The sequence below is a fragment of the Micromonospora sp. RB23 genome (assembly GCF_053585025.1).
On sequence record NZ_CM132111.1, the window covers coordinates 3,710,608 to 3,736,216 of the forward strand.

Consider the following 25,609-nt stretch of genomic DNA (forward strand, 5'->3'; position numbering starts at 1 on the left):
TCCGTCATTCCCGCGATCTTGCAGTTTATGTTGACCATTTGTGTTCTTCAGTCCTTTATGCCGCGACAGGAACTGCAAGATCGCGGGGGTGGGTGAGGGTGGCCAGGGGGTGCAGGGGGGCGTTGAGCTGGGTTGCCAGGCGACGCGCGAGGTCGAGGCGGATCGGGCCGGTCTCGCAGTCCACGACCACGCAGGGGGCACCTGTTGCCGCCAGCATGCTTGCCGCTGCTGCTGTGCGGTCGAGGGGGCGCGGGCCGGCGGTGGCTCTGCCGTCGGTGACGATGAGGACCAGGGGGCGGCGCTTCGGATCGCGCAGGCGCTCCACCCGCAGCAGGTCGGCGGCGGCGAGCAGGCCCTCGGCCAGTGGCGTCCGCCCGCCGGTGGGCAGTTCGGCCAACCGGGTCGACGCGGCCAGCACCGAGGAGGTGGCCGGCAGCAACGTCCGCGCGCCGGTGCCCCGGAAGGCGACCACGGCGACCTTGTCCCGCCGCTGGTACGCGTCGGTGAGCAAAGCGAGCACCGCGTCCTTCACGGTGACCATCCGCTGCCGGGCGCCCATCGACCCGCTGGCGTCCACCACGAACAGCACCAGGTTGCCCTCGCGGCCCTCCCGGACCGCCTCGCGTACGTCGTCCGGGCGCAGTCGCAGCGGCCCGGTCAGCCGACCCCGGCCCGCCTGGTGCGGCGCGGCGGCACGGATGGTGGCCGGCAGGTGCAGCGCGCCGACCCGGCCCGCCGGCACGCGCGCGCCGGTCGTCCGCCCGCGCCCGGTCCGGGCGCGCGACCGCCGGCCGGGCACCCCGTCACCGACACCCGGCGCGGTGAGCAGCCGGGCCCGCAGACCACCCCGGGGTACGGCCACCGCTCCGCCGTCCCGCTCCCGGGCGTTCCCGGTGCCGTTCGGCCCACCCTTGGCCGGTTGGCCGTCCACCCCTGCCCGGTCCCCGGGCACGTCCGTGTCGACGTCGGCGTCGGGGCGACGACCGTCCGAGCCGGGCCCACCGGCGGCGCCGGGGCCGTCCGCGCCACCGGCACTGCCGCCCGAGCCGCCGCCGCCGGGGCCGCCCGAGCCGCCACCGCCGGGGCCGTCGGGACGCGGACCGGCGGGGCCGCCGTCGTCCGGGCTACCGTCGTCGTCCGGGTCGTCGGGGTGGGCGTCCTGCGCCCGTTGCAGGGCCTCGTCGAGGCGCGTCTCGTCCAACCCCGGCGTGTCGAACGGGTCGCGTCGGCGGCGGTGCGGCAGGGCGAGCCGGGCGGCGACCCGGACGTCGTCGCCGGTGACCCGGTCCCGGCCGTGCCAGGCGGCGTGGGCGAGGGCGGTTCGCGCGGTGACGATGTCGGCGCGCATCCCGTCCACGTCGAACGCGGCGCACACCTCGGCGATCTGCCGCAGCGCGGCGTCCGGCAGCCGTACCCCGGGAAGCCTGCGGCGGGCGGCGGCCACCTGGGCGGCGATCTCGGCGTCGGCGTCGGCCCAGCGGGCGGCGAAACCGACCGGGTCGGCGTCGGCGGCCAGCCGGCGGCGGACCACCTCCACCCGGATCTTCGGGTCCCGGCTGGCGTTCACCTCCACGGTCAGCCCGAACCGGTCGAGGAGCTGCGGGCGCAACTCCCCCTCCTCCGGGTTCATGGTGCCGACCAGCAGGAACCGGGCGGCGTGGCTGACCGAGACGCCCTCGCGCTCGACGTGGCTGCGGCCCATCGCGGCGGCGTCGAGCAGCAGGTCGACCAGGTGGTCGTGCAGCAGGTTGACCTCGTCCACGTAGAGCACGCCCCGGTGCGCGGCGGCGAGCAGGCCCGGCTCGAAGGCACGCACGCCCTCGCCGAGGGCCTTCTCCAGGTCCAGTGCCCCGACCACCCGGTCCTCGGCGGCGCCGACCGGCAGCTCGACGAGGCGCGCCGGGTGGGTCTCGGCGGCGGCGCCGGCGGGATGGGGGCCGTCCGGGCAGGCCGGATCGGGATCGGCCGGGTCACAGCCGAAGCGGCAGCCGGCGACCCGGCGCACCGGCGGTAGCAGCGCGGCGAGGGCGCGGACGGCGGTCGACTTGGCGGTGCCCTTCTCGCCCCGGACGAGGACCCCGCCGATCGCCGGGGACACCGCGTTGAGCAGCAGCGCGAGCCGCATGTCGGCCATGCCGAGCACGGCGCTGAACGGGTACGTACGCACTGGGCCTTCTTTCGTTCGCGACTGCGGGGCTCGCAAAACCGGCTCACTGCTCGCGCTCACACCCGGTCCTCCAGGTCGCCCTCACTGGCCAGGTACGTGTCGCGGAGGCGGTCGAGGGTGGCCGGCTCGGGCTTGGCCCACAGCCCCCGGTCGGCGGCCTCCAACAGCCGCTCGGTGATTCCGCGCAGCGCCCACGGGTTCGACTGCTCCAGGAACTCCCGGGTGGTGTCGTCGAACAGGTAGGCGGCGGCCAGGTGCTCGTACATCCAGTCGTCCACGACGCCGGCGGTGGCGTCGTAGCCGAACAGGTAGTCCACGGTGGCCGCCAGCTCGAACGCGCCCTTGTAGCCGTGCCGGCGCATCGCGGCGATCCACTTCGGGTTGACCACCCGGGCGCGGAACACCCGCCGGGTCTCCTCGCCCAGCGTGCGGGTCCGCACGTCGTGGGGCATGGCCGAGTCACCCACGTACGCCGTCGGAGCCGCGCCGGTGAGGTGGCGGACCATCGCCACCATCCCGCCGTGGTACTGGAAGTAGTCGTCGGAGTCGACGATGTCGTGCTCGCGGGTGTCCTGGTTCTTCACGGCCACCGCGATCCGCGCGAACGAGCGTTCCATGTCGGCGCGCGCCTCCCGCCCGTCCAGGCCCCGGCCGTACGCGTAGCCGCCCCAGACCGCGTACACCTCGGCCAGGTCGGCGTCGTCGCGCCAGGTCCGGGCGTCGATCAGGGGCAGCAGCCCGGCGCCGTACGCCCCGGGCTTGGAGCCGAAGATGCGGGCGGTGGCGCGCCGCTCGTCGCCGTGCTCGGCCACGTCGACGGCGACGTGCGCGCGCAGGTAGTTCTCCTCGTCCGGCTCGTTCAGGGCGGCGACCCGCCGCACGGCGTCGTCGAGCAGGGCCACCACGTGCGGGAACGCGTCCCGGAAGAAGCCGGAGATCCGCACCGTGACGTCGACGCGGGGCCGCCCCAGCTCGGTGGTCGGCACGACCTCGACGCCGGTGACCCGCCGGGACCGCTCGTCCCAGACGGGTCGGCAGCCCAGCAGCGCGAGCACCTCGGCGATGTCGTCGCCCTGGGTGCGCATCGCGCTGGTGCCCCACACGGTCAACCCGACCGAGCGGGGGTACGCGCCGGTGTCGGCGAGGTGCCGGGCCAGCAGCGAGTCGGCCAGGGCCACGCCGACGTCCCACGCGTTGCGGCTGGGGATGGCCTTCGGGTCGACGGAGTAGAAGTTCCGGCCGGTGGGCAGCACGTTGACCAGGCCCCGGGTGGGTGACCCGGACGGGCCGGGCGGCACGAACCGGCCGTCGAGCGCGCCGAGGGTGTTGCGCATCTCGTCGGTGGTGCGGTCCAGGCGCGGCACCAGCTCGGTGGCGGCGAAGCGCAGCACCGCGGCGGCGTCCGGGATCGCCTGACCGGTCACCTCGGCGACGACCGCCTCGGCCGTGTCGGCGACCCAACCGAGGGTCTCCATGCCGACGACGAGCCGCCGGGCGAGCGCTTCGACGAGGTCGATCGCGTCGGCGGCGGTGCGGGCGGGCCCGTCCACCGCGTCGGTCAGCGCGGCCGGCAGGGCGATCCGCTGACCGGGCGTCGCGAGCAGCGCCTGCTCGTCGAGGGCGTACGCGGCGGCGAGGGCCTGCCGCAGGCCGGGCAGGGCGTGCGCGCCACCCCAGATCTGCGGGGCGCGCAGCACGGCCAGGACCAGGTTGACGCGGGGCTCGCCGGTGGGCGCGTCGGCGAGGATGTGCAGGCCGTCGCGGATCTGCACGTCCTTGACCTCGCACAGGTAGCCGTCGAGGTGCAGGACGAAGTCGTCGAAGTCGTCCGCGTCGGGCATCGCCTCGGTGTGCAGGTCGTGGTGCAGCTCGGCGGCGCGTACCAGGTCCCAGATCTGCGCCCGGACGGTCGGCGCCTTGGCCGGGTCGAGCGCCTGCACGGTGGCGTACTCGTCCAGCAGTTGCTCCAGTTTGGCCAGGTCGCCGTACGTCTCGGCGCGGGCCATCGGCGGCACCAGGTGGTCGACGACCACGGCGTGCGCCCGCCGCTTGGCCTGGGTGCCCTCACCGGGGTCGTTGACGATGAACGGGTAGACCAGCGGCAGGTCCTCCAGGACGGCGTCGGGCGCGCAGTCGGCGGCCAGGCCGAGGCCCTTGCCGGGTAGCCACTCCAGGGTGCCGTGCTTGCCCAGGTGCACCACGGCGTCCGCGCCGAAGCCGCCGTCCGCGACGGGCGCGGCGAGCCAGCGGTACGCGGCCAGGTAGTGGTGGCTCGGCGGCAGATCCGGGTCGTGGTAGATGGCGATCGGGTTCTCCCCGAAACCACGCGGCGGCTGGATGAGCAGCACCACGTTGCCGAAGCGCAGCCCGGCCAGCACGATGTCGCCGCCCTCGGTGTACAGCTCGCCGGGCGGCTCTCCCCAGTGCTCCCGCATCCGCTCGCGCAGCTCGACCGGAATCTGCTCGAACCACCGCCGGTACGTCTGCCCGGGCACCCGCGCCTCGGCGGCGGCCAACTGCTCCGGCGTCAGCCACTCCACGTCGTGACCACCGGCGGCGATCAACGCGTGGATCAGCGCGTCACCGTCGGTGGGCGGCGGGGCGTCGCCCAGGTCGTAGCCGGCCTCGGCGAGCGCGGCGAAGAGCCGGACCGCCGAGGCCGGGGTGTCCAGCCCGACGGCGTTGCCGACCCGGGAGTGCTTGGTGGGGTACGAGCTGAGCACCACGGCGAGACGCTTGTCGGCGTTCGGCACGTACCGCAGGCGGGCGTGGCGCACCGCGATCCCGGCGACCCGGGCGGCCCGCTCGGGGTCGGCCGCGTACACCGAGAGACCGTCGGCGTCGACCTGCTTGAACGAGAACGGCACGGTGACGATCCGGCCGTCGAATTCGGGGATGGCCACCTGCATCGCGGCGTCCAACGGGGACAGTCCGGCGTCGCTGCCGGCCCACTGCTCGCGCGTGCTGGTGAGGCAGAGCGCCTGGATGACCGGCACGTCCAGGGCGGCGAGCGCGCCGACGTCCCAAGCGTCCTCGTCGCCGCCGGAGGAGGCGTCCGCCGCGACCGCGCCGCCGGCCGCGAGGACGGTGACCAGCAACGCGTCGCAGCGGGCGAAGAGGCCGAGCGGGCCGGCGCCGGTGGTCAACCCGCGCAGCGAGCCGCAGAAGATCGGCAGTGGGTTGCCGCCCGCCGCGCGGACCGCCTCGGCCAGCACGTCGACGAACGCCGTGTTACCGGCCAGGGCGTGTGCCCGGTAGAAGACGATCCCGATGGTGGGCCGGTCCGGTTCGGCGGAATGCACGCCGTGCACGCCGTACGCCGGGGTCGGCATGGGCGGGGCGAACCCCTCGCCGGTGAGCAGGACCGTGTCGGAGAGGAACCGGGCCAGCTCCCCCAGGTTGTCCGGCCCACCCTCGACCAGGTACGCGAGGGCCTGGGCGACGACCCCGGCCGGCACCGTGGAGACCGCCATCAGCTCCGCGTCGGGCACCGCCTCACCGCCGAGGACGACCGTGGGCACGCCGCTGGCGAGCACCGCGGCGAGGCCGTCCGGCCACGCCTGCCGACCGCCGAGCAGGCGTACGACGGCGAGGTCGACCCCGTCGAGCAGGGCGGGCACCTCGTCGGCCGCCACGCGGGCGGGGTTGGCGAGTCGGTAGTCGGCGGCGCTGGCACGGGCGGCCAGCAGGTCGGTGTCGGCGGTGGAGAGCAGCAGAATGCGCACGGCAGGCTCCGGACGGTAACGTCGGCGCGCTCGCGGAAGCGACTCGGCGACGACGTGCGGGTGGGCGCGGGGTTCAGCGGGCACCGCGACCCGGACCGCTCACCGGCGCGGGGCCGGTGGCGACGGGTGGCGTGGCGCGAACCTCAGCGGGGAACGGAGTCGATGCCGGTCGCGGCGACAGCACGGCCGCGGTACGCAGGACGGCAGCGGCCGTCGATGATGGAGACGCGAAGCGTCATCGGGTCCTCCTCGGGTGTCCACGCCCTGGGGTACGTCCCGACGGCCGAAGTATCCTGGCTTCCGGATCGACGCTCTCCCCCGGCCTTCCAACCGCAGACACACGGCCGTGACTCGCGAGGGGGGATCACTCCCCGGTGACAGTGGCGGGACCGCGTCGGATTCGCACCGACTTCCTTCACTGCCGTCAGGCCGCGAATGCTGCCACACCCCGGCGCCGCCGGTCAACGCGTCGCGGGCTGCCAAGGTGGTTCGTCGACGGCGGAAGACCTCATGGTTGGGCAGTGTGTGCGCGGCCCCTTTGGAGCTGATGTCGTAGACGATTCATCCAGAACCCGACCCGTCGCAGCCGTGGACGGCTCAGCGGGCGCGGCGCTCCGGGTGTGCCCGATTCCACACCCGCATCCGTTCCGGGTAGCCGGTGCGGGCCGCCTCGTACAGCGGCACCGCGTGCCGGCGGGCGATGTCGCCCGCGGCACGGGGTGTGCCGGTGCGGCGGCGGATCCACTCCCCGTCGTGGGCGATCGCGACCACCGTGGTGTCGGTGGCGGTCGTCTCCGGTTCCAGGTAGAACTCCACGCCCCGCCGACTGGCGACGAACGCCTCCAGCGCGGCGAGGTCGTCCCGGGTCGCCTCGCGGTCCAGCTTGGTAGGGGTCGCCTCGGCGCCCCGTGACCGCCGGTTGAACCAGCCCATGTCCAGCCCCTCTCCTTCAACGCCCACCCCCAGTTCAGCACCGATTCCTGGCAATACGCTGGACGGCCAGGGTTATCTAGGGTTATTCACCTTTTTGCCTGATCACCGCCGGAGAGTCGGGCCAGGCACGTGACGAAGTTTGTCCTCAACTGTGTAGTCGTCTCATAGCTGTGTCGAGGTAGACCCAGAGGGCGCCCCCGACCGTTTTCCGGCCCGAGGTGCGGCCCGGAGACGACAGATCAGTCTCAGGAGGGATGGGTTGGGCGACCTCTCCGGACGACTACGGGACCGGTACGGATGTCGATCGGTGCCCATTTGGGGGTAGCGGCCGTTGCGGGCAGGGGCTGAGATGAGGCTACCGATTGTCGAAGAGTTGATCACAGGATGTGAAGCATCGGCATGGACTCGACTGCATGTTGTGTCGTCATGGTGCTCATCATCGGCGGTGTCGTGGGGTACGTCGCGTGGACTCGGGCCAGGGGATCGGCCCGGTATGACGACCTGCGCCCCGGCGTCGACGACGGCAGATGGGTGCGGGAAGGCGTGGAGCGTTACGAGCGGCTGGTTGGCCGGCACTACGGCTCGCCGGAGACAATCGCCGCAGGCGGCGTGCAGCGCCTGCAGGCGAATGATCGCGCCGCCGCGCTGTTCTTCTTCCAGAAGGCCATTGATCTGCTACACACCAATTACCTTTTCAGCGAGATGCGTCAACGGCGGCCCTCCGATCGGGACTCACCGATCATCGGTGCGTACCTTGACACGCTGGCCGCGATACGAGCCGAGCGGCCAACCGCACCGGTCGCGGCATCAGTTCAGGAGGTCACCCACCGGCTGCGGACCATTTCGACAGCGTGCCAGGACGCCGGACTTGATCCGTCCCGGTATCTCGGCGCGCTGAATCGCCTCGGCCAACTCGCGGCGGATGTCGATGTGAGCCGCACGTTCTGGCGCAACCCGACGCTAGACGAGGTTCTCCGCGGCGATGACGAGGCGGACCGTGGGTAGGTTGGCCATCGGCGAGTCGGTACTGACCAGCGAGGACATCAGCGACTACGAGGCTTTGCAGGTCTTCTTCCGCGTCGCCGAAGAGCGCGGCCACCGTGGGTTGTCGGTCGTGGTTGACGAACGCGGCGCGGTGCTCTCACATCCCGACTATGCCGACCGGATGGGTGTCGCGCATCAGCGGGCGGGTGCGTGGGCGTTTTGCCGTGCTCAGTCTGCCGAGGCGTTCGGATTGCCGTCCGGCACGGATTGGGTCCGGCAGCAGGCTCTGCATCTGGTGTTCCAGGCTGGTTCGCCGTATCGGAACAGGCCGCAGCTGCACACTCAGTTGTACCTGCAGCGATTCGGCAGCGCCGAGACGCAGATGTTGGCACCGGTGTGCTCCGCCCATCCGTTGGCCTGGAGCAACGACGGCGCACGAGTCTGCGTGCTGGAGGAGCGTCTTGGTCATCTCACGGACGGCTCGGGCATGGCGAAGTACCTGCTCTGGGAGTACGGGCTCGCTGTTGGCGACCGTCGACTGGTCGCGGGCTTTCCCGCCACGGAAAAGCTGGATTTCATCGAGCTCACCTACGCTCCGGACGGCCGTTGGATCCACCTGTGCGACTGGGGCCAGGGCCGCAACCTGCTGGTGAGCGTCGCTGACGGTGTGGTCGTGCCGCTGCCGATGCGCTCCGGCGCGGTCGCGTTCAATCCTCGCTACGACGCGGGTGACATGACCGTGATGACGGTGGACGGTCCGACGGGCGACTTGATCATCCACGACTATGAGCTGTCGGCAGACAGGCTGACGCGGCGGAGCAGGCTGGCTTCGCCAACCGGGTTGCCGATGCGTGTCCGGGAGTTGGCAATCTCAGCACGGGGCGAGGCTGCGGTCACCGCACCCATCGGCGTCGTCGGGCTTGACCAGCTTCAGCGGGGTGGTGTTCACATCGCGGCGTATGTCGACATTGACGCGGGTGAGATAGAGCCGGTGCTCGGCGTGTCGTTTCGGACCCCGGGTGCTCAGCGGCGGCACACGAGTCCCCGCTGGTGTGACGATCGTGGTCTGGTCGACGCGTCACGGCTGAAGATCGCGGACCACCTGCTGGAGCGGGCCACGCCGAGTCGCTGCTCAGAGGACTCGCCGCAGGTCTCCAACGACGTCACCGACCGGTGGCTGGAGGTGATGAACGGCATCGAGACAGCGTGGCGGTCGGGTGCCATCCCCACCCACCGGTTCGCGCAGGAGTTCGTCCAGTACGCCCTCGGCTGCATGTCGATCGACCGGGCTCGGGCGGAGGAGGTGCTGGCAGCCGTACGGCAGCGTACCCACCGCGACCCAGCCGCCCGCGAGGTCGTTCAGCGGGTTATGACCGGGTCGCGAGGGTGGGCCAGCCTGTCGTCGGTAGGTGTTCCAACGCCGGAGTTTGCGCCCGCCTCGGCACCGGACCGGTACTCTGCGGCGGCGGTCGAGCGGGCGGTGCTCGACCTGGTGGCCGCCCGTCGCTTCGCCGAGGCTGCCGACGCGGTCCGCTCGCTGCTTGCCGTCGGGCAACGAGCACGGCACTTGCCGCCGGACACGTGGCGATGGCTGGCGAAGCTGACAGCTGCAGCCCTAGCCCACGGCGAGTATCTGCTCGTCGCCCGGGTCGCACTTGCCACCTGTCTCTGGCACACCTTTTTCGTCCCCCGAGATTCCAGGCTGGGCAACCTGGGCCTACCTTCGGCCACTCGGCCGGAGCTGCTGCCGTTGCTCGTCGACGGCTTCGAGGCGGCTACGCACCTCCAACAGCGTCAAATCGTCGGCGAGGACGGCGAGGCCAGCTTCGACGCGGAGGCCGTTCGCAGCATGTGCCAGGAACTGCTCGCCGAGCTTCCACTCAGCGAGTTCCTCACCAACACGCGGCGGCCGACCGCACGCACCGGCGAGCTTCCCGTTGTGCTTGATCCGCGCGTTACCTCCCAACGGCAGGAAGATCATCAGGTCATGGGGCCGAAACGTGTCTTCATCTCCTATGTCCGTGAGGACTCCACGGACGTCGACCGCCTTGCGGCGGCGCTGCGCGCCGCTGGGGCCGAGGTATGGCTGGATCGCACACACTTGCTGCCCGGCCAGCGGTGGGCATCGGTGATCCGCAAGGAGATCAACGACGGCGACTTCTTCGTAGCGTGTTTCTCCGCCGCGTACTTCGCCCGGGTCAAGACGTTCATGAACGAGGAGATCGTCGTTGCTATCGAACAGCTGAGGCTCCGCCGACCAGACATGATCTGGTTCCTGCCGGTACTGCTGCAGCCGATCAGCGTGCCGAGTTTCGAGATCGGCGCCGGGCGGACGCTGAACGCACTGCAATGCCTGGACATCGCGACCCTTGGTTGGGACGAGGCGATCCGTCGGCTGACGCAGGTGATCGGCCCCTCTGCTCCATGAGTTCCCCGCTTTGATGGTTACCTGCTCCCGGCCCGTGCGGGGATGGCGATAGGTGACTCAGCTGTTACGTCTGGCGGCTGTGCCAGGCGGTCTCGTACTCGTTCTGGCTGAGGTAGCTGCACTGCCCACGGAGGTTGGTTGAGGTCCTGTGACGACACGACCTGACGGATCTTGATGGCGACGACCCTCCGTTGTGGAGTGGAGCTGCTGAAAGCGACCACACCACGGACCAGAAGGTCTCGTGTCGCACGCTAACGCAGCATTGACTCCTCGCGCCCGGCGGCGTCTGGCCAAGCTCGCTGTGGACGAAGGCTTGCCTGGAGCGCGAGTGGCTGAGCGCTATGACGTCTCATGGTCGACCGCGAAGCGGTGGCTGAGCGTTACCGGATGGCCGTGAGGCCGGCATGCAGGACGTTCGTCACGGCCCGCCGCTAATTCGCCCCAGATAGCGGATGGGAGAAACCTGACCCGGGGTGGAACCCGACGCACGGGGGCGGTGTCAACAGTACGAGCCGAAGCGGAGGTTTCCCTGAACGACGACGTGCTCGTCACCCGCGCCCGATCCGGCGACCTGGAGGCGTACGACCTCCTGGTCGCCCGGCACACCGCGTCCGCGTACCGGACGGCGGTGCTGCTCGGCGCGGGATCGGACTCGGAGGACGTCGTCCAGGAGGCGTTCGTGAAGGGCTACCGCAAGCTGGCCCGCTACCGGGGGGAGTCGTCCTTCCGCTCCTGGCTGCTCGCGATCGTCGCCAACGAGACCCGCAACCTGCACCGGTCCCGCACGCGCCGGGACGGACTGGTCCTGCGGGCAGCGGCGAACCCTCCGCCCGAGATCGCCGAGGATGACGCCGTCGACGCGGTCCTGGCCGGCGAGCGTCGGGCCGCGTTGGTGACGGCTCTGCGGCAACTGCCGGTACGCGACCGCGAGGTGATCGTCTGCCGGTTCTTCCTCGATCTCGGCGAGCAGGAGACGGGCGTCATGCTGGGCTGGCCCCGGGGAACGGTGAAGTCGCGTACCTCACGGGCCCTGGCGAAGCTGCGTGCCCTGCTCGCCGACGAGGAGGTGCACCATGGATGACCTCGGCCGGGACGACCTCGAAGCCCAACTGCGTGACCTGGGCGCCTGGCTGGACACGCCCGCCGCGCCGGACGTGACCGCACGGGTGCACGACCGGATCGTCGGGGGCGTACGCGGGTGGCGTCGGTGGCGCTCGGTCGCCGCGGCGGCGGTCGTGGCCCTGCTGGTCGCGGCGCTGCCGCCGACGCGTGCCGCCGTCGCCGACGCGGTGGGCGAGGTGCTGCGTTTCGCCGGCGTCGGCATCGTCACGTCGTCCACGTCGTCGCCGCCGGAGCACGAGCCGTCACCCCTGCCGTCGCTGCGGACGGTGGGGCTCGACGAGGCACGGCGGGCGGTACGCTTCCCGATCCGTGTGCCGGCCGCGCTCGGTCCGCCGGAGCGGGTGTCGGTCGCCGACCCGGACGGGGGCGGCGCGTATCGGGTCGCGACGCTGCTCTACGAGGGCGGCGCGGTGCGCCTCGACGCGTTCGACGGTCGTCTCGACCTGACCTTCCACAAGCGGACCAGCCGGCCGGGAACGGAGTGGACGCAGGTCGGCGGCGACTTCGCCGTCTGGGTCGACGGTCCGCACGTGCTGTCCTACGTCGACCGGTCGGGCCAGATCCGTCGGGAGACCGCCCGACTCGCCGCGTCGACCCTGATCTGGGAGCAGGCCGGCGTGACCTACCGGCTGGAGGGTGTCCGTACCCAGGCCGAGGCGCTCGAGATCGCCGGGTCGCTCCTCTGACGACGGCGGGTGCCTGCGGGATCTCAGCGCGACGGCGGGCCGATCCGGTGCTCGACCTGGAGGGCTTCCGCCTCGCGGCCCTGTGCGCGCAACAGGACGACCAGCCGCTGCCAGGCGTCGTGGGCGTCACCGTGCTGCCCGAGGCTCTCGTGCAGTCCCCCCAAGCTCTCCAGGCAGTCCGCCTCGCCCCGGGTGTTGCCGACGTCGTGGTAGACGGTGAGCGCCTGTCGGTAGTAGGCCAACGCCGACTCCTCCTGGCCGGTGTTGCAGGCGATCAGACCGAGGCTGTGCAGGGTGTCCGCTTCGCCGTCAGGGTGCCCGTGCTCCTGGAACAACGTCAGTGCCCGCGAACAGTTGACCTGCGCCTCCTCGTAGCGCGCCAACCGGGCGCACTCCCAGCCGATCGCGTTGAGGACCCGCGCCACCTCGACCATGTCGGCGAGATCCTGGAACTGGGTCAACGCCTCACGGGCGTGGACCAGCGCCCGGCGAGGGTCTCCGGCGCGATCCGCGCTGACGCTCAGCGCGTAGTGACCTCGTGCCAGTTCGGCGGCGTCGCCGGCCTCGCGGGCGCGGTCGACGGCCAGGCGCAGGTGACGCGTGCCCTCGTCGTGCTCGCCGTTCTGACTGTGGGCCTGGCCCAGGTAGCGGTGCGCCATGGCCTGCGCCGAGATGTCGTCGCCCTGCTCCGCCGCGGCCAGGCCCATGCGCCACACCGCGAGCTGATCGGTGACCTGCCGACGTCGGGCATGGAACGTGACCAACGTCCGGGCCACCTGCCACACCTGCGCGAACCACATCCGTTCCATGGCCAGGCGTTGACTCTCCCGCATCCGTTCGTGTTCGGCGTCGAACCAGGACATCGCTGTGCTCGCGTCCGTCAGCGCCACCGGCGTGCAGCCGGGCGACGGTGCGCCGAGGACGAGTGGATGACGACGCGGATCGAGAAGCCTGTCGGCCGCGCAGGCGGTGTGCAGGTAGAAGTCGACCAGCCGGCGTACCGCCTCCTGGTTCTCGCCGACGGGTCGGGCCTGACCGCGCTGCGTGCTGTAGAGGTGGACCAGGTCGTGCATCCGGAAGCGGCCGGGCGCGTGCTGGCGGAGCAGTGCGGTGTCCTCCAACTCCCGCGTCAGCTCCTGGGCCCGCTGCGGCGAGGCGGCGGCCAGGCTCGCTACGGCGGGCAGGCTGATGTCGACCGCCGGAACCAGCCCGAGGAGGTCGAACAACGTGCCAGCCGGCGGGCTCAGCGCACGGTACGACCAGGAGAAGACCGCGCGGAGGTCGGCCCGCAGTTCTCCGGTGGTGAGGGCGTCGAGTCGGACGGTGCTGTCGCGTAGGTCGCGGACCAGGCCGTCGAGAGGGTGGTCGGGATACGTCGCGGCCCGGGACGCCACGATGGCCAGCGCCAATGGCAGGCCACCGCAGTGGCGCACCAACGCGTCGAGTGCGAGGCGGTGCTGATCGGCGCGTGTCTGGCCGAGGTGGGCGCCGAGCAGTGCCCGCGCCTCGGCCTCGGTGAGCTTGTCCAGCGTGAGAGTCCGGGCTCCGTGGGTGACGGCCAGACCACGTAGCTGGTGGCGGCTGGTGATGAGGACCGTGCAGGTGGGACTGCCGGGCAGCAACGGTACGACGTGATCGGTGTCGCGGACGTTGTCGAGCAGGATGAGCATGCGGCGCTTCGCGACCAGGCTGCGGAACAACGCTGCCTGCGCGTCCACGGTGTGCGGTACGGAGGCGGGCGGCACACCAAGGGCCTGGAGGAAGCCACGCAGCGTCACGGTCGCCGGTACCGGTGTGGGGTCGGGCCCGAAACCGCGAAGGTCGGCGTACAGCTGCCCGTCCGGGAACCGGTCGGCGTTCGTGTGGGCCCACTGCAACACCAGTGAGGTCTTGCCGATCCCGCCCGCACCGCCGACCGCGGAGATCAGGACCGTCCTGGTGGACGGATGCGGTTGACCGAGGGTGGCGTCGAGGAAGCGCAACTCGTCGGTGCGGCCGGTGAAGAGCGCGGGTGGGGCGGGCAACTGTCGCGGCACCGGCGTCTGCGTGCTGCCGAGATCGGAGGTCGAGCTGGTGGCCGTGGCCAGGCGGTTGCGGGCCGCCAGCCAGGCACGGACGTCCTGACCCGGCGCGCAGGCACGGACGAAGGCGATCAACGTGTCCGGCCGGGGAAGTGCGTCGCGGCGCAGTGTGTCCGCGATGGTGCTGCGGGCCAGCACCACCCCGCGCCGGGCCGCCCGCTGCTCCAACTGACGGTAGGTGCAGCCCGAGTCTTCCTTCAACCGGCGCAGCAGGCCCACGAACTCCGCCACGTCGCGGGCTCCGTCCGGCCCCCCGCCAACCATTCTCTTCATGTTCCGGGTCGGCGAATTCGTGCGCAACCCCGGTCGGTCGCTTCCGGAAGGGGAGGGCGGAACGGGGCCGGGAGCGGCGCGGACAACGCGGCCGTTGCGCTGGGCGGGGAGGCCGAGGGGAACCTGTCGGGTCGAAGCGGTGTCTTCCTGGTGCCGGACACACGTCGTCGAGAGGGAACGCAATGATCACTTGGGGCAGGGTGCTGCTGGGGTCGGTACTGCTGCTGGTGGGCTGCACGGCAGGCGGCCAGCCGGCGACGACTGCCGGCGAGCCGGCTTCGCCGTCGATGCGGGCGGCGACGGGCTGCGCGGGGCGCGTCGAGACGGGGTCGCTGCCCGACTGGGCGGACGAGGGTTTCCACGGGGACGCCCGGATGCCCCACGTCTTCGGCGCGCGGGGCGAGATCGTGGCGGTGCTGTTCGGCCACCCGCTGGCGCAGGTCCGGCCGGACGCATCGAGCAACAAGATCCTTTGGGTGGCCCGGCCCGCCACGACGTCGCCGGCCCCGGACGCGTCGACCACCCTGAAGATCACCGCGAGGTTGGACGGCACCGACACGAGAGTGACCCACGAGGTCGCCGGAGGGCCGGGGCCGTCGATCATCGACATGCCCCGGGCGGGGTGCTGGCATCTGGACCTGCGCTGGGCCGGGCGGACCGACACGATGGATCTTGTCTATGCCGACCGGAAGCCGTGAGGACGGGGACAACCCTCCCGCCATATCCAACATATACCGCATGGGGGGACTTGCGGCAAGGCCCCCGGCGTACCGCAGAATGGCCCGTCCAAGGCCATGACCTGCGGAAACGGGAGCCATGAGTATGAGCGTGTCGTCGGCGGCGGCCAGCGTGTTCGACCTCCCCGAAAACCTCGCCGCCAAGGCCGACCCGGCGCTCGTCGCCCGGGACGAGCAGCACTTCGCCATGATCGCGACGAGCCTTCAACTGTCGATCGCCGACCTGTCCGACCGCCTCGACGCCGAGCGCCGGGCGCCCGCCGGCAAGGGACGGCAGGCGGTCGTCCGGGACGAGGAGGTGCGGCGGCTGACCGCCCGACTGCGCGCGCTGCGTCGTTTCGGTCTGGACCTGTGTCTCGGCCGCATCGTTCACGCGGACGACCCCGAGCCGGTCTACATCGGACGGTTCGGTCTCAGCGACGGCGACGGCCGCCGACTACTGCTCGACTGGCGCTCCCCCGCGGCCGCGCCGTTCTTCGGAGCAACCCACGCCAACCCGATGGGCCTCGCGAGCCGACGCCGGTACCGCTGGACCCTCGGCCGGATCAGCGACTACTGGGACGAGGTGTTCACCCCGGACGGGTTCGAGGGACACGCGGCGCTGGACGACCAGTCGGCGTTCATCGCCAGCCTCGGCGGCAACCGGTCGGCCCGGATGCGCGACGTGCTCGGCACCATCCAGGCCGACCAGGACGCCATCATCCGGGCCGGATCACGCGGCGCGCTCGTCGTCGACGGTGGTCCGGGCACGGGCAAGACCGTCGTCGCCCTGCACCGCACCGCGTACCTGCTCTACTCCGACCCGCGCCTGCGGCAGGGTCGCGGCGGGGTGCTCTTCGTCGGACCGCACCAGCCCTACCTGTCGTACGTCGCGGACGTCCTGCCCAGCCTCGGCGAGGAGGACGTCCAGACCTGCACCCTGCGGGACCTCGTGCCGCAGGGCGCCGCGGCGGCCGTCGAGACCGACCCGGAGGTGGACCGCCTCAAGTCCTCGGTCGATCTGGTGCGGGCGATCGACGCGGCCGTCCGCTTCTACGAGGAGCCGCCGACGACGGCAATGACGGTCACGGCCGGCGACGCCGACATCCGGCTGAGCGCCGACGACTGGGCTCAGGCGTTCGAGGCGCCCGGTCCGGGCACCCCACACAACGAGGCCCGCGACGAGATCTGGGACGAGCTGTTGAGCATCCTGCTCGGCAGGTACGACGGCGACGAGCCGGAGGACCTCGTACGTGCGGCGCTGCGGCGTGACGCGGAACTCCGTACGACCGTCAACCGCGCCTGGCCGATGCTCGACGCGGCCGACATCGTCGCGGACCTGTGGTCGGTACCCGCCTATCTGCGCAGGTGCGCTCCCTGGCTCGCGGCCGAGGACGTCCGCCGGCTCCAGCGGGCCGACGCCCGCGCGTGGACGGTGTCCGACCTGCCGCTGCTGGACGCGGCACGGCAGCGGCTCGGCGATCCGGAGGCGTCCGGGCGTACCCGCCGCCGGGAGGCCACGATCGCCGCCGAGCGGGCGCGCATGGCGACTGTCGTCGACGAGCTGATCGAGGCGCACACCTACGACGACGGCGAGGGCGTGCTGTCGAGCCTGCGCCAACTGGACCTGCAGGACGCGCTCGTCGACGAGGCCGTCCTGCCCGGCGTCACCGCGGACCTGTTGGCCGGCCCGTTCGCACACATCGTCGTGGACGAGGCGCAGGAGCTGACCGACGCGCAGTGGCAGATGCTGCTGTCGCGGTGCCCCTCGCGCAGCTTCACCATTGTCGGGGACCGGGCCCAGGCCCGGCACGGGTTCACCGGGTCGTGGGAGCGACGACTCGCGCGCGTCGGACTCGACGGGGTGACCATGACCTCGTTGACCATCAACTACCGGACGCCTCGGGAGGTCATGGCGCAGGCCGAACCGGTCATCCGGGCCGTACTGCCGGACGCGAACGTGCCGACTTCGATCCGCGGCAACGGGATCCCCGTCACCCACGGCTCGGTGGCCGACCGGGACGCGATCGTCGACGGCTGGCTGGCGGAGCACGCCGAGGGAATCGCCTGCGTCATCGGCGACCCCACCTGCACGCCGACGGATCGGGTCCGGTCGTTGCCCCCGGAGCTGTCCAAGGGACTCGAGTTCGACCTGGTCGTTCTGGTCAACCCGCACCTGTTCGGCGAGGGCGTCCAGGGTGCCGTCGACAGGTACGTGGCGATGACCCGCGCGACCCGGCAACTCGTCGTCCTCACCGACAGCCCGTAGGCTGCCGGGCGTGCTCCGGGATGTGCGGGAGGCGGCGGCGCTCGACAACGCGCGCTGGTGCGACGCCGTGTGCGCCAGCCACGGGTTCACCGGCCGGATCGACGCCGACGCGTGGTCGGTGCCGCACCGCTCCCCACCCTGGTATCCGGACGCCGTCACCCTGCGCCCCGGCGTCGACGCCGAAGCGCTGCTCGCGCGGATCGACGCCGGGGCGGGCGCGTCGGTGAAGGACAGCTTCGCCGACCTCGAGCTGGCGGCGTACGGGTTCCGGGTGCTCCTCGACGCGCAGTGGATCCACCGTCCGCCGGCCGATCCGCCGCCCGGCCCGCCGCTCACCCGCGTCACCACCGGGTACGAGCTGGCGGCCTGGGCGAGCGCGCACGGCGGTGGGAGCCTGTTCCGACCGGCGCTGCTGACCGACCCGCGCATCACGGTGCTGGCCCGCCACGACGAGGACGGCGCTGTCGTCGGCGGTGCGGTGCTCAGCGGCGACGATCCGTGCGGCGTCTCCAACGTGTTCACGCACACCGCCGACCCGGACGAGATCTGGCGTGCGGTCGTCGCCGCCCGGCCCGGCGTGACCCTGGTCGGCTACGAGTCCGCGCCGGACCTGCCCCGGGCCCGCAGAGCCGGCTTCGTCCCCGCGGGCCCTCTCCGCGTCTGGTTCCGGTGATCATGAAGTTATCGACGTGACGCGCCGGCGTCGACGACGCCAACTTCATGATCACCGGGAACGACGGTCAGCCCAGGCGGGTCAGGTCCTGCGGGGTCAGGTGGAGGGCGGCGGCGGCGACGTTCTCCTCGAGGTGTGCCGGGTCGCCGGTGCCGGGGATGGCGAGGACGTGACGGCCCTGGTGCAGGGTCCAGGCCAGCCGTACCTGCGAGGTGGTGACGCCGTGGTCGCGGGCGACCGCCTCGACGGCCGCGCCCTGCGCGGCGGTCGCGCCCGCCTCCCGGGACGTTCCGGCCAGCGCGAAGAACGGCACGTAGGCGATCCCCCGCACACCGCACTCCCGGACGAAGGCGTCCTGCTCACGGTAGGCGTCCACGCCGTAGTTGTTCTGCACGCAGACCACGGGCGCGATGCCGGCCACCTCGTCCAGCTGCTCGGGCCGGACGTTCGACAACCCGAGGTGCCGGATCAGCCCGGCGTCGCGCAGCTCGGCCAGCGCGCCGAACCGTTCGACCAGCGGCACCGCGCCCGGCCCCCGGCCGAGCCGCAGGTTCACCACGTCGAGCTGGTCGCGGCCGAGACGGCGCAGGTTCTCCTCGACCTGCGCGCGGAGCTGCCCAGGTGTGACCGCCTCGCTGAACCCCGCCACCGGGTCGTAGCCGAAGCCGACCTTGGTGGCGATCACCAGGTCCTCGGGGTACGGAGCGAGGGCGGCCCGGATCAGCTCGGTGGCGTACCGGGCGGGACCGGTGCCCACCCGCAGGGTTCCGCCGGGCGAGACGTAGAACGCGGCCGTGTCGATGTGGTTGACGCCCAGCTCCACCGCGCGGCGCAGCAGCGCTACCGCGCGCTCGCGGTCGGGATTCGCGGTGATCCGCATCGAGCCGAAGCCCATCCGGCGCACCGTGCGGTCGCCCAGGGTCCAGGTGCCCGCCGCGGCGGCGGTGATCTCGTCGGTTGGCATCGGGCGACCGTAGCCAGCACGGGCGCGCGGCGCACTCGGCCGCGCGCCCGATACCGGTGGGCCCCGATCCGGGCTAGTTTTGGTGTGCTGCCAACGCCTGCCCGGCGGCGGCCTCTTCCGGCTCCCGCGACTCGGCGCGCGGCGGGCGCAGCGCCGGCACCAGCGCCAACGTCGGCAGGAGCAGCAGCGGCACCACCAGCAGCGCCCGCAGGACGCCGACGTGGTCGCCGAGCAGCCCCAGCAGCGGCGGGCCACCCAGGAAGGCCGTGTAGCCGATCACCGCGACGACGCTGACCCGTACCGCCGCGTGCGCCTCCTCGTCGGCCGCCGCGCTCATGCCGACGGGGAAGCCGAGTGACGCGCCGATCCCCCACAGCGCGACGCCGACGATGGCCACCGGTCCCGAGCCGGCCAGCACGGCCAGCGTCGCGCCGGCGGCGGCGAGCAGGACGGTGCCGCTGAGGACCGGCACCCGGCCCCAGCGGTCCAGCGCGATCGTTCCGGCGGTACGACCGAGGGTCATGCCGACGACGAACACGCCGAAGACCGCCGCCCCGGCCGCCTCGCTCAGGTCCCGGCCGTCCACGAACGCGACGGCCAGCCAGTCGTTGGCGCTGCCCTCGGTGAAGGCCGCCACCAGCACGAACAGCCCGATCAGCAGGGTGCGGGGCTCGCGCCAGGCCGCGAGCTGGGCCCGCCGACGGCCGGCCGGACTGGTGTCCGTCGGCCCGTCGGCCGCGTCCGGGACCGGCTGCGGCAGGTACGCCCGGGAGGCGAAGACGGTGCCGACCAGGACCACCACGGCCATCACCGCGAGGTGCGCGCCGACCGGCACGTCCAGGCGGGCCGCCGCCGCGCCGACGCCCGCGCCGGCCACCGAGCCGAGGCTCCAGGCCGCGTGGAAGCGAGGCATGACGGTACGCCCCAACCGACGCTCCACGGCGGCGCCCTCGACGTTCATCGCCACGTCACAGGCGCCGGAGCCGTAGCCGAAGGCGACCATCCCCAGCGCGACGACGACGGTCGACCCGGCGACCGTCGCGCCCAACCCGGCCACGATCAGGCCCACCGCGACCAGCACGGTGGAGAGGGTCACCGTGCGGGCCGAGCCGAGGCGCTGGGCGAGCAGCCCGGACGTCGGCATGGCGAGCAGCGCGCCGACGCTCAGCGCCAGCAACAGCAGTCCGAGGCGGCCGGCGGACAGGTCCAGCGCCTCCCGGACGGCCGGCACCCGGGAGAACCAGCTGCCGACGGCAAGGCCGTTCAGGGTGAAGGTGAAGGCGACGCCGTTACGGGCGAGCCGGACGGCCCGCGTCGGCACGGTGGTGTCCGGTGCGACGGCGGGACTGGTGGGGGCACTCACGGGGTGGTCCTCTTCCTTGGGGTGATCTCCTGGCACGATCGCACACCTGAGAGCGCTACCACCACAAGCGGGTCACCACCCCTTACCGAGACCCCGCAGGTCGGGGGATGATTCCTGGCAGGCGCACGCCCGCGGGGGCGGGCGCCGTCGGGGAGGACACGATGACGGCAGCGGCGCACCGCCCGGCGACTCTGGAGGACGTCGCCCGGGCCGCCGGAGTGTCCCGGTCCACCGCCTCACGGGTGATCGCCGGCACGGGGTTCGCCTCGCCGGCCGCCCGGGCACGGGTGGTGACGGCCGCCGACCAACTCGGCTACGTGCCCAACCCGGCCGCTCGCGCGCTGGTCCGCGGCGGCGGCGTGCGGCTGGTGGTGGCCGCCCTGGGAACCAGCGCCGCCGTCCTGGACGACCCGTACGTGGACCGCGTGGTCGGCTCGGCCGCCCGGGTGTGCGCGCCGGCCGGCATCGGGGTGGCCCTGCACTGGCTGCCGCTGGGCGACCCGCACGGCCTCGACCAGCTCGCCGCCGACCGCAGCGTGTGCGGGGTCGTGCTGGTCAACACCACCGAGGACCTGTTGGAGGCGGTACCCCGGGCGTTGCACGGCCGGATCGCCTCGATCGGCATCGGCTCGGCCAGGGTGCCGTCGTTCGATGTCGACAACACCACCGGGGCGGGCGCGGTGTTGCGCCACCTGTACTCAACGGGCCGCCGCCGGATCGCCATGGTGACCGGCCCGCGGTGGCTGCCGTGCGCGCAGCGGCCGGTGTGGGCGTACCGCGACCTGATGCGCGAGGTCGGCCTGCCCGAGCGGGTCGTGCGCGGGGACTTCACGGCGGCGCGGGGCCGGGAGGCGGCCGGCGAGGCGCTCCGCCGGTGGCCGGACGTCGACGCGATCTACGCGATCAGCGACGAGACGGCCCTCGGGGTGATCGCGGCGCTGCGCGAGGACGGGGTGCGGGTGCCCAGTGACGTGGCGGTGGCCGGCTTCGACGACATCCCGCTGGCCGGGATGACCGCGCCGGCGCTCACCACCGCGAGTCACCCCGTGGGTCGGATCGCCGCCGCGGCGGCCACCGCCGTGCTGGCCGGTCGCCCGGGAGCGCCCGTGACGCTCTTCCCGTCCGACCTGGTGGCCCGCGACAGCGCCTGAGCGGCCGCCCGTTAACCGGGCGGCCGGCCGGGTAACCGCGTCGCACCTCTCGTCGACCGCGAGGAGCTGGTGGCCCGTGTCCGACCCCGCGCCGCCGAGCCGGGAGCCCGCGCAGGGTCACCGGCACGGCCGGTTGACCGCACGCCCGCACCCGCCGGTGGTGACCGGGCCGACCGGCATCGTGCCGCTGCCGGGCGGCGACGGGGGCCGGCCCGCGATGGCGTACGTGCCGGAGCCGGCCGCCGACGGCGCCCCGTACCGGCTGGTGGTGCTGCTGCACGGGGCCGGCGCGTCCGCCCGGCACGGACTGGACCTGCTGCTGCCGGTCGCGGACGCGCACCGCCTGCTGCTGATCGCCCCGCAGTCGTCGGCGACCAGTTGGGACCTGATCGCCGGTGGCTTCGGGGTGGACGTCGGGCACATCGACGCGTTGGTGGCCAGCGCGTTCGACGGCTACCCCGTACGCGGTGTGACGCTCGGCGGTTTCTCCGACGGCGCCTCGTACGCGCTCTCGCTGGGCCTGGCCAACGGCGACCTGGTCGACGCGGTGCTGGCCTTCTCCCCCGGCTTCGCCGCGCCGCCGGTCGTCCGCGGGCGGCCACGGATCTTCGTCTCGCACGGGGTGGACGACCCCGTGCTGCCCGCCGACGTGTGCAGCCGCCGCTTCGTGCCGCACCTGCGCGGAATCGGCTACGACGTCACCTACGAGGAGTTTCCCGGCGGCCACGAGCTGCCCGCCGGGATCCGCGCGAGGGCCACCGGGTGGCTCACCGGGTGACCGGTGCGTCGATCAGACGGCGGGCAGGCCGAGGGCCGCGTCCACGCGGGCCAGGACGGCGACGTCGTCGTCGGGGTGCACGCCCCGCAGCAGGTCGATGGCCGTCGCCCGGACCTGACCGATGATCATGGCGAGAGGGAGGGTCTGAGTCGACCCGAAGAGCTGTCCGGCGGTGCGGACGGCAGCCAGCGCCGCCTCGTCCGCCCGTACGGCGTGCCGGTCGGCGACCTCCTCCTGCCCGTCCAGGTCGGCGGCGAGCGCGGCGCCGGCCTCCCGGACCGCCTCCACCAGGCAGCGCAGCGCGTCGCCCAGCTCGGGCGGGGTGGGGGCACCGAGTCGACTGAGGGTCACGCCCGCGCGGGCCAGCACCCGCACGTTGCGGACCACGTAGTCGATCTGCCGGACCGACTCGTCCACCGACCGCAACCGGCCGATGTGCCGACGTCGGCGCACGTTGAGCCGTAGCGCCTCACCGGCGGCGAGCACGCCGTCGCGCAGTCCGTCGACCCGGGCGTCCATGCCCCGGGCGCGGGTCAGGGCGGCCACCGCCGCCGTCTCATCGCGCCCGTCCAGCGCGTCGGCGATCTCGCCCAGCAGACCGGCCAACTCGTCGAAGGTGTGCCGCACCTCGGCGGCGAGCGGCGCGAGCGGGTGCCGGGCGTCGACGAGGAGGCTGACGGCGAGCGCCACCGCGCCGCCGATCAGCGCGTCGACGAAGCGGAACGGCACCAGCGATCCGTCCGGCGGCGCGACCACCACCAGGTAGAGCGCGGAGACGGCGGCCTGTACGAGGGTGACGCCGGTGGCGCCGAAGGCGACCGCGAGCAGGACGGTGAGCAGGATGACCGTGCAGACCGTCCACGTGCTGCCGGGGCCGAGCGCCTGCACGACCAGGTCCGCGACGAGCACCCCCGCGGCCACCCCGAGCACGACCTCGACCGCCCGCCGGATGCGCTGCCCACGGGCCTGACCGAGGACGATCAGCGCGGCGGCCGGCGCGAAGAACGGCTGCGGATGCCCGAGCAGGCGGGTGGCGAGCAGCCAGGCCACGGTCGCCGCGACGGTCGCCTCCAGCACCGGCCGCCACCCCTGCCGCAGCCGGCGACCGGCGACCCGCAGGCCCGCGAACCACGCCATCGCCACCTCCCAGCGGTCGACCGACCCCGGTACGGGCCGTCGGCGACAACCGGCGTCCGCCGGCTCGCCCTTCCCGCGATCGTCCACCATCGCGCGGCGGACCCGCCGGCCGGGCCGCCCGTCGCACGATCCCGGCCCCCGCTCAGCTCCCGGTCAGGGCGCGCAGCAGCGTACGGACGGCGTCCGCGAGATCGGCGCGGCTGGCCGGGGTGCCGGGGGGCGGGGCGGTGAGCGCGCCCGCGCCGACCAGACGGTCGAAGAGCAACCCGTCGACGTACGCGACGAACTGGTCGCCCTGCCGGTCGGGATCGGTGGCGCCGGCGCGGGTCAGCAGGTCGCGGGACTGCGCCCGGATGCCGGTGCCGTGTTGCAGGATGCCGCGCAGTTCGGGGCGGTGGACCGCCTCCAGCAGGCACGCGTAGCGGGCCAGCGAGCGGCTGCGGCCGACGCTCAGCCAGCGGTCGAGCACCTCGGCCACCCCGGCGGCGAGCTGGTCGAGGTCGTCGCTGCCGAGGCGCGGACCGGGCTGCGGGGCGGGCGGTTCGGTCGGCAGGTCGTACGCGGCCAGGTCGACCCGGTCCCGCTCGACGAGGCGTTGCACCACCGCCTCGATCAGCGCCTGGCGGGTGCGCAGGTACGCCGAGGTGGTGCCGGGCGGCAGCTCGGCGCGGGCGTCCACGGCCCGGTGGGTCAGCGCCCGCATTCCGCCGTCGGCGATCAGCTCGATGGCCGCGTCGGTCAAGCGCGCGATCCGGTGGGCGCGGGCCGTCACAGGGATCTCCTTCTTGGCGAGGTGCGGATGTAGTATCGCTCTTCTACAGGTGTAGAAGGGTGGACGACATGAGCGACTCGCACGCGGTGGTGGTCGGCGGCGGCATCGGTGGACTGAGCGCGGCGCTCGCCCTGCACCGGCGCGGCTGGCGGGTCACCGTGCTGGAACGCGCCCCGCAACTGCGCGAGGTGGGCGCCGGCCTGACCCTGATGACCAACGCGATGCGCGCCCTGGACGCCCTCGGCCTGGGGTCGACGCTGCGGTCCGGCGCCCACGGCGAGGCCCCCGGCGGAATCCGGAACCCGCGCGGCCGGTGGCTGTCCCGGGTGGACCCCGCCGAGATGGTCCGGCAGCTCGGCACCACCGCGCTCGGCGTGCACCGGGCCACCCTGCACCGCGTCCTGCGCGAGGCGTTGCCCGCGTCGTCGCTCCGGACGGGGGCGAAGGTCGAGCACGTCGAGTCCGACACCGATCACGCCACGGTCCGCTACCACGGCGCCGACGGCCCACAGAGCCTCGACGCCGACCTGGTGGTCGGCGCCGACGGCCTGCGCAGTCGACTGCGTGCCCAGCTCTGGCCGGACATCCCCGCACCGGTGTACGCCGGCTCGACCACCTGGCGGGCCGCCGTCGCGTTCCCCGACCCGCTCCCCACGGCGATCACCTGGGGGCCCGGCGCCGAGTTCGGCATGGTGCCGATCGGCGCGGACCACGTCTACTGGTACGCGGCCCTCACCGCGCCACCCGGCGGCCACGCTCCGGACGAGTTGGCGGCCGTACGGGAGCACTTCGGCGGTTGGCACGACCCCATTCCCGCCCTGCTGGCGGCGACCCCGCCCGGGGTGGTGCTGCGCAACGACATCCACCACCTGGCCACGCCGCTGCCCTCGTACGTGCGGGGACGGGTGGCGCTGCTCGGCGACGCCGCCCACGCGATGACGCCGAACCTCGGGCAGGGCGCCTGCCAGGCCATCGAGGACGCGGTGGTGCTCGGGGTGGTCTGCGCCGACGGCGCGGCCGGACTGCCCGCCGCCCTCGCCGCGTACGACGAGCAGCGCCGCGGGCGCACCCAGGCCGTCGCCCGCGCCTCCCTGCGCGCCGGCCGGTACGGCCAGCAACTGCGCAACCCCCTCGCCCTCGCGGCGCGCACGGCCGTGCTGCGCCTCACGCCGGGCAGCGCCGCGCTGCGGAGCATGACGTGGTGCACCGACTGGCGACCGCCGCAGGGCTGAAGAATGGCGGCGCTCCGGCAGGCGTGGGCGCAAAATTCCAGTCTATTCTTCGGGACCGCTTCCGGCCTCGGCCGAATACGACAGTGCGCCGGTACAATCGGCGACTGCCTTGTGACCGATCGCTGACTGCTGATGGTGAAAGCGATCACACACAC

The 25,609-nt window shown here is 73.0% G+C and carries 18 protein-coding genes, 1 pseudogene and 1 riboswitch; of the genes and pseudogenes, 11 read left to right on the forward strand and 8 right to left on the reverse strand.

What is annotated here, in order from left to right; genetic code table 11:
- Positions 1–55 precede the first annotated feature (55 nt).
- The 3 genes from ACTFTM_RS17190 to ACTFTM_RS17200 form a co-directional block, all read right to left on the reverse strand.
- The gene (locus tag ACTFTM_RS17190; protein ID WP_449561481.1) at positions 56–2,227 is read right to left on the reverse strand and encodes a magnesium chelatase subunit D family protein; all 2,172 of its coding nucleotides are present in this window, start codon (positions 2,225–2,227) and stop codon (positions 56–58) included.
- Complete coding sequence (gene cobN, locus ACTFTM_RS17195) at positions 2,224–5,892, reverse strand: cobaltochelatase subunit CobN (protein ID WP_449561482.1); 3,669 nt, start codon at positions 5,890–5,892, stop codon at positions 2,224–2,226. The genes ACTFTM_RS17190 and cobN overlap by 4 nt, the downstream gene beginning before the upstream one ends.
- 264 nt (positions 5,893–6,156) lie before the next feature.
- Positions 6,157–6,333, reverse strand: a riboswitch (cobalamin riboswitch).
- A gap of 156 nt (positions 6,334–6,489) precedes the next feature.
- Positions 6,490–6,825, reverse strand: a complete 336-nt coding sequence (locus ACTFTM_RS17200) for a hypothetical protein (RefSeq protein ID WP_449561483.1) — start codon at positions 6,823–6,825, stop codon at positions 6,490–6,492.
- A 426-nt stretch (positions 6,826–7,251) separates the two neighbouring features.
- Here ACTFTM_RS17200 and ACTFTM_RS17205 point away from each other — a divergent pair, with 426 nt between their 5' ends.
- The 5 genes and pseudogenes from ACTFTM_RS17205 to ACTFTM_RS17225 all read left to right on the forward strand — a co-directional run bounded on the left by ACTFTM_RS17205 (position 7,252) and on the right by ACTFTM_RS17225 (position 12,045).
- Positions 7,252–7,830, forward strand: coding sequence for a hypothetical protein (locus ACTFTM_RS17205; protein ID WP_449561484.1), 579 nt, complete (start codon positions 7,252–7,254; stop codon positions 7,828–7,830).
- A 1-nt stretch (position 7,831) separates the two neighbouring features.
- A complete protein-coding gene (locus ACTFTM_RS17210) occupies positions 7,832–10,237 on the forward strand; it encodes a toll/interleukin-1 receptor domain-containing protein (protein WP_449561485.1) in 2,406 nt (801 codons plus the stop codon).
- A gap of 241 nt (positions 10,238–10,478) precedes the next feature.
- Positions 10,479–10,613: pseudogene (locus tag ACTFTM_RS17215) on the forward strand (helix-turn-helix domain-containing protein); the annotation flags it as partial.
- A 120-nt stretch (positions 10,614–10,733) separates the two neighbouring features.
- On the forward strand, positions 10,734–11,318 hold the full coding sequence (locus ACTFTM_RS17220; RefSeq protein WP_449561486.1) for an RNA polymerase sigma factor: 585 nt from the start codon (positions 10,734–10,736) through the stop codon (positions 11,316–11,318).
- Positions 11,311–12,045 carry a hypothetical protein gene (locus ACTFTM_RS17225; protein ID WP_449561487.1) on the forward strand — a complete coding sequence of 245 codons (735 nt, stop codon included), beginning with the start codon at positions 11,311–11,313 and terminating at the stop codon, positions 12,043–12,045. Before ACTFTM_RS17220 ends, ACTFTM_RS17225 begins: the two co-directional genes overlap by 8 nt.
- A 23-nt stretch (positions 12,046–12,068) precedes the next feature.
- On the opposite strand, the gene ACTFTM_RS17230 is transcribed toward ACTFTM_RS17225, so the two are convergent.
- Positions 12,069–14,357, reverse strand: a complete 2,289-nt coding sequence (locus ACTFTM_RS17230; protein ID WP_449561488.1) for an ATP-binding protein — start codon at positions 14,355–14,357, stop codon at positions 12,069–12,071.
- A 224-nt stretch (positions 14,358–14,581) separates the two neighbouring features.
- On the opposite strand from ACTFTM_RS17230, the gene ACTFTM_RS17235 reads away from it, so the two are divergent.
- The 3 genes from ACTFTM_RS17235 (at position 14,582) to ACTFTM_RS17245 (ending at position 18,057) form a co-directional block, all read left to right on the forward strand.
- Positions 14,582–15,097 carry a hypothetical protein gene (locus tag ACTFTM_RS17235; RefSeq protein ID WP_449561489.1) on the forward strand — a complete coding sequence of 172 codons (516 nt, stop codon included), beginning with the start codon at positions 14,582–14,584 and terminating at the stop codon, positions 15,095–15,097.
- Positions 15,098–15,221: 124 nt separating this feature from the next.
- The gene (gene helR / locus ACTFTM_RS17240) at positions 15,222–17,384 is read left to right on the forward strand and encodes an RNA polymerase recycling motor ATPase HelR (RefSeq protein WP_449566660.1); all 2,163 of its coding nucleotides are present in this window, start codon (positions 15,222–15,224) and stop codon (positions 17,382–17,384) included.
- Between the two features lie 10 nt (positions 17,385–17,394).
- Positions 17,395–18,057 carry a hypothetical protein gene (locus ACTFTM_RS17245; protein WP_449561490.1) on the forward strand — a complete coding sequence of 221 codons (663 nt, stop codon included), beginning with the start codon at positions 17,395–17,397 and terminating at the stop codon, positions 18,055–18,057.
- A gap of 67 nt (positions 18,058–18,124) precedes the next feature.
- Here ACTFTM_RS17245 and ACTFTM_RS17250 read toward each other — a convergent pair whose 3' ends face one another.
- Positions 18,125–19,021 carry an aldo/keto reductase gene (locus tag ACTFTM_RS17250; protein ID WP_449561491.1) on the reverse strand — a complete coding sequence of 299 codons (897 nt, stop codon included), beginning with the start codon at positions 19,019–19,021 and terminating at the stop codon, positions 18,125–18,127.
- A 73-nt stretch (positions 19,022–19,094) separates the two neighbouring features.
- Positions 19,095–20,384, reverse strand: a complete 1,290-nt coding sequence (locus tag ACTFTM_RS17255; protein ID WP_449561492.1) for an MFS transporter — start codon at positions 20,382–20,384, stop codon at positions 19,095–19,097.
- A 161-nt stretch (positions 20,385–20,545) separates the two neighbouring features.
- Here ACTFTM_RS17255 and ACTFTM_RS17260 point away from each other — a divergent pair, with 161 nt between their 5' ends.
- Both ACTFTM_RS17260 and ACTFTM_RS17265 read left to right on the forward strand, forming a co-directional pair.
- Positions 20,546–21,535 (forward strand): LacI family DNA-binding transcriptional regulator, encoded by a 990-nt coding sequence (locus tag ACTFTM_RS17260; RefSeq protein ID WP_449561493.1) that lies wholly within the window; start codon positions 20,546–20,548, stop codon positions 21,533–21,535.
- Positions 21,536–21,611: 76 nt separating this feature from the next.
- Positions 21,612–22,313 carry an alpha/beta hydrolase gene (locus ACTFTM_RS17265; RefSeq protein ID WP_449561494.1) on the forward strand — a complete coding sequence of 234 codons (702 nt, stop codon included), beginning with the start codon at positions 21,612–21,614 and terminating at the stop codon, positions 22,311–22,313.
- 12 nt (positions 22,314–22,325) lie between these two features.
- On the opposite strand, the gene ACTFTM_RS17270 is transcribed toward ACTFTM_RS17265, so the two are convergent.
- Positions 22,326–23,450 (reverse strand): FUSC family protein, encoded by a 1,125-nt coding sequence (locus ACTFTM_RS17270; protein WP_449561495.1) that lies wholly within the window; start codon positions 23,448–23,450, stop codon positions 22,326–22,328.
- 142 nt (positions 23,451–23,592) lie between these two features.
- The gene (locus ACTFTM_RS17275) at positions 23,593–24,222 is read right to left on the reverse strand and encodes a TetR/AcrR family transcriptional regulator (protein ID WP_449561496.1); all 630 of its coding nucleotides are present in this window, start codon (positions 24,220–24,222) and stop codon (positions 23,593–23,595) included.
- Between the two features lie 68 nt (positions 24,223–24,290).
- Here ACTFTM_RS17275 and ACTFTM_RS17280 point away from each other — a divergent pair, with 68 nt between their 5' ends.
- On the forward strand, positions 24,291–25,454 hold the full coding sequence (locus ACTFTM_RS17280) for an FAD-dependent oxidoreductase (protein ID WP_449561497.1): 1,164 nt from the start codon (positions 24,291–24,293) through the stop codon (positions 25,452–25,454).
- Positions 25,455–25,609 lie beyond the last annotated feature (155 nt).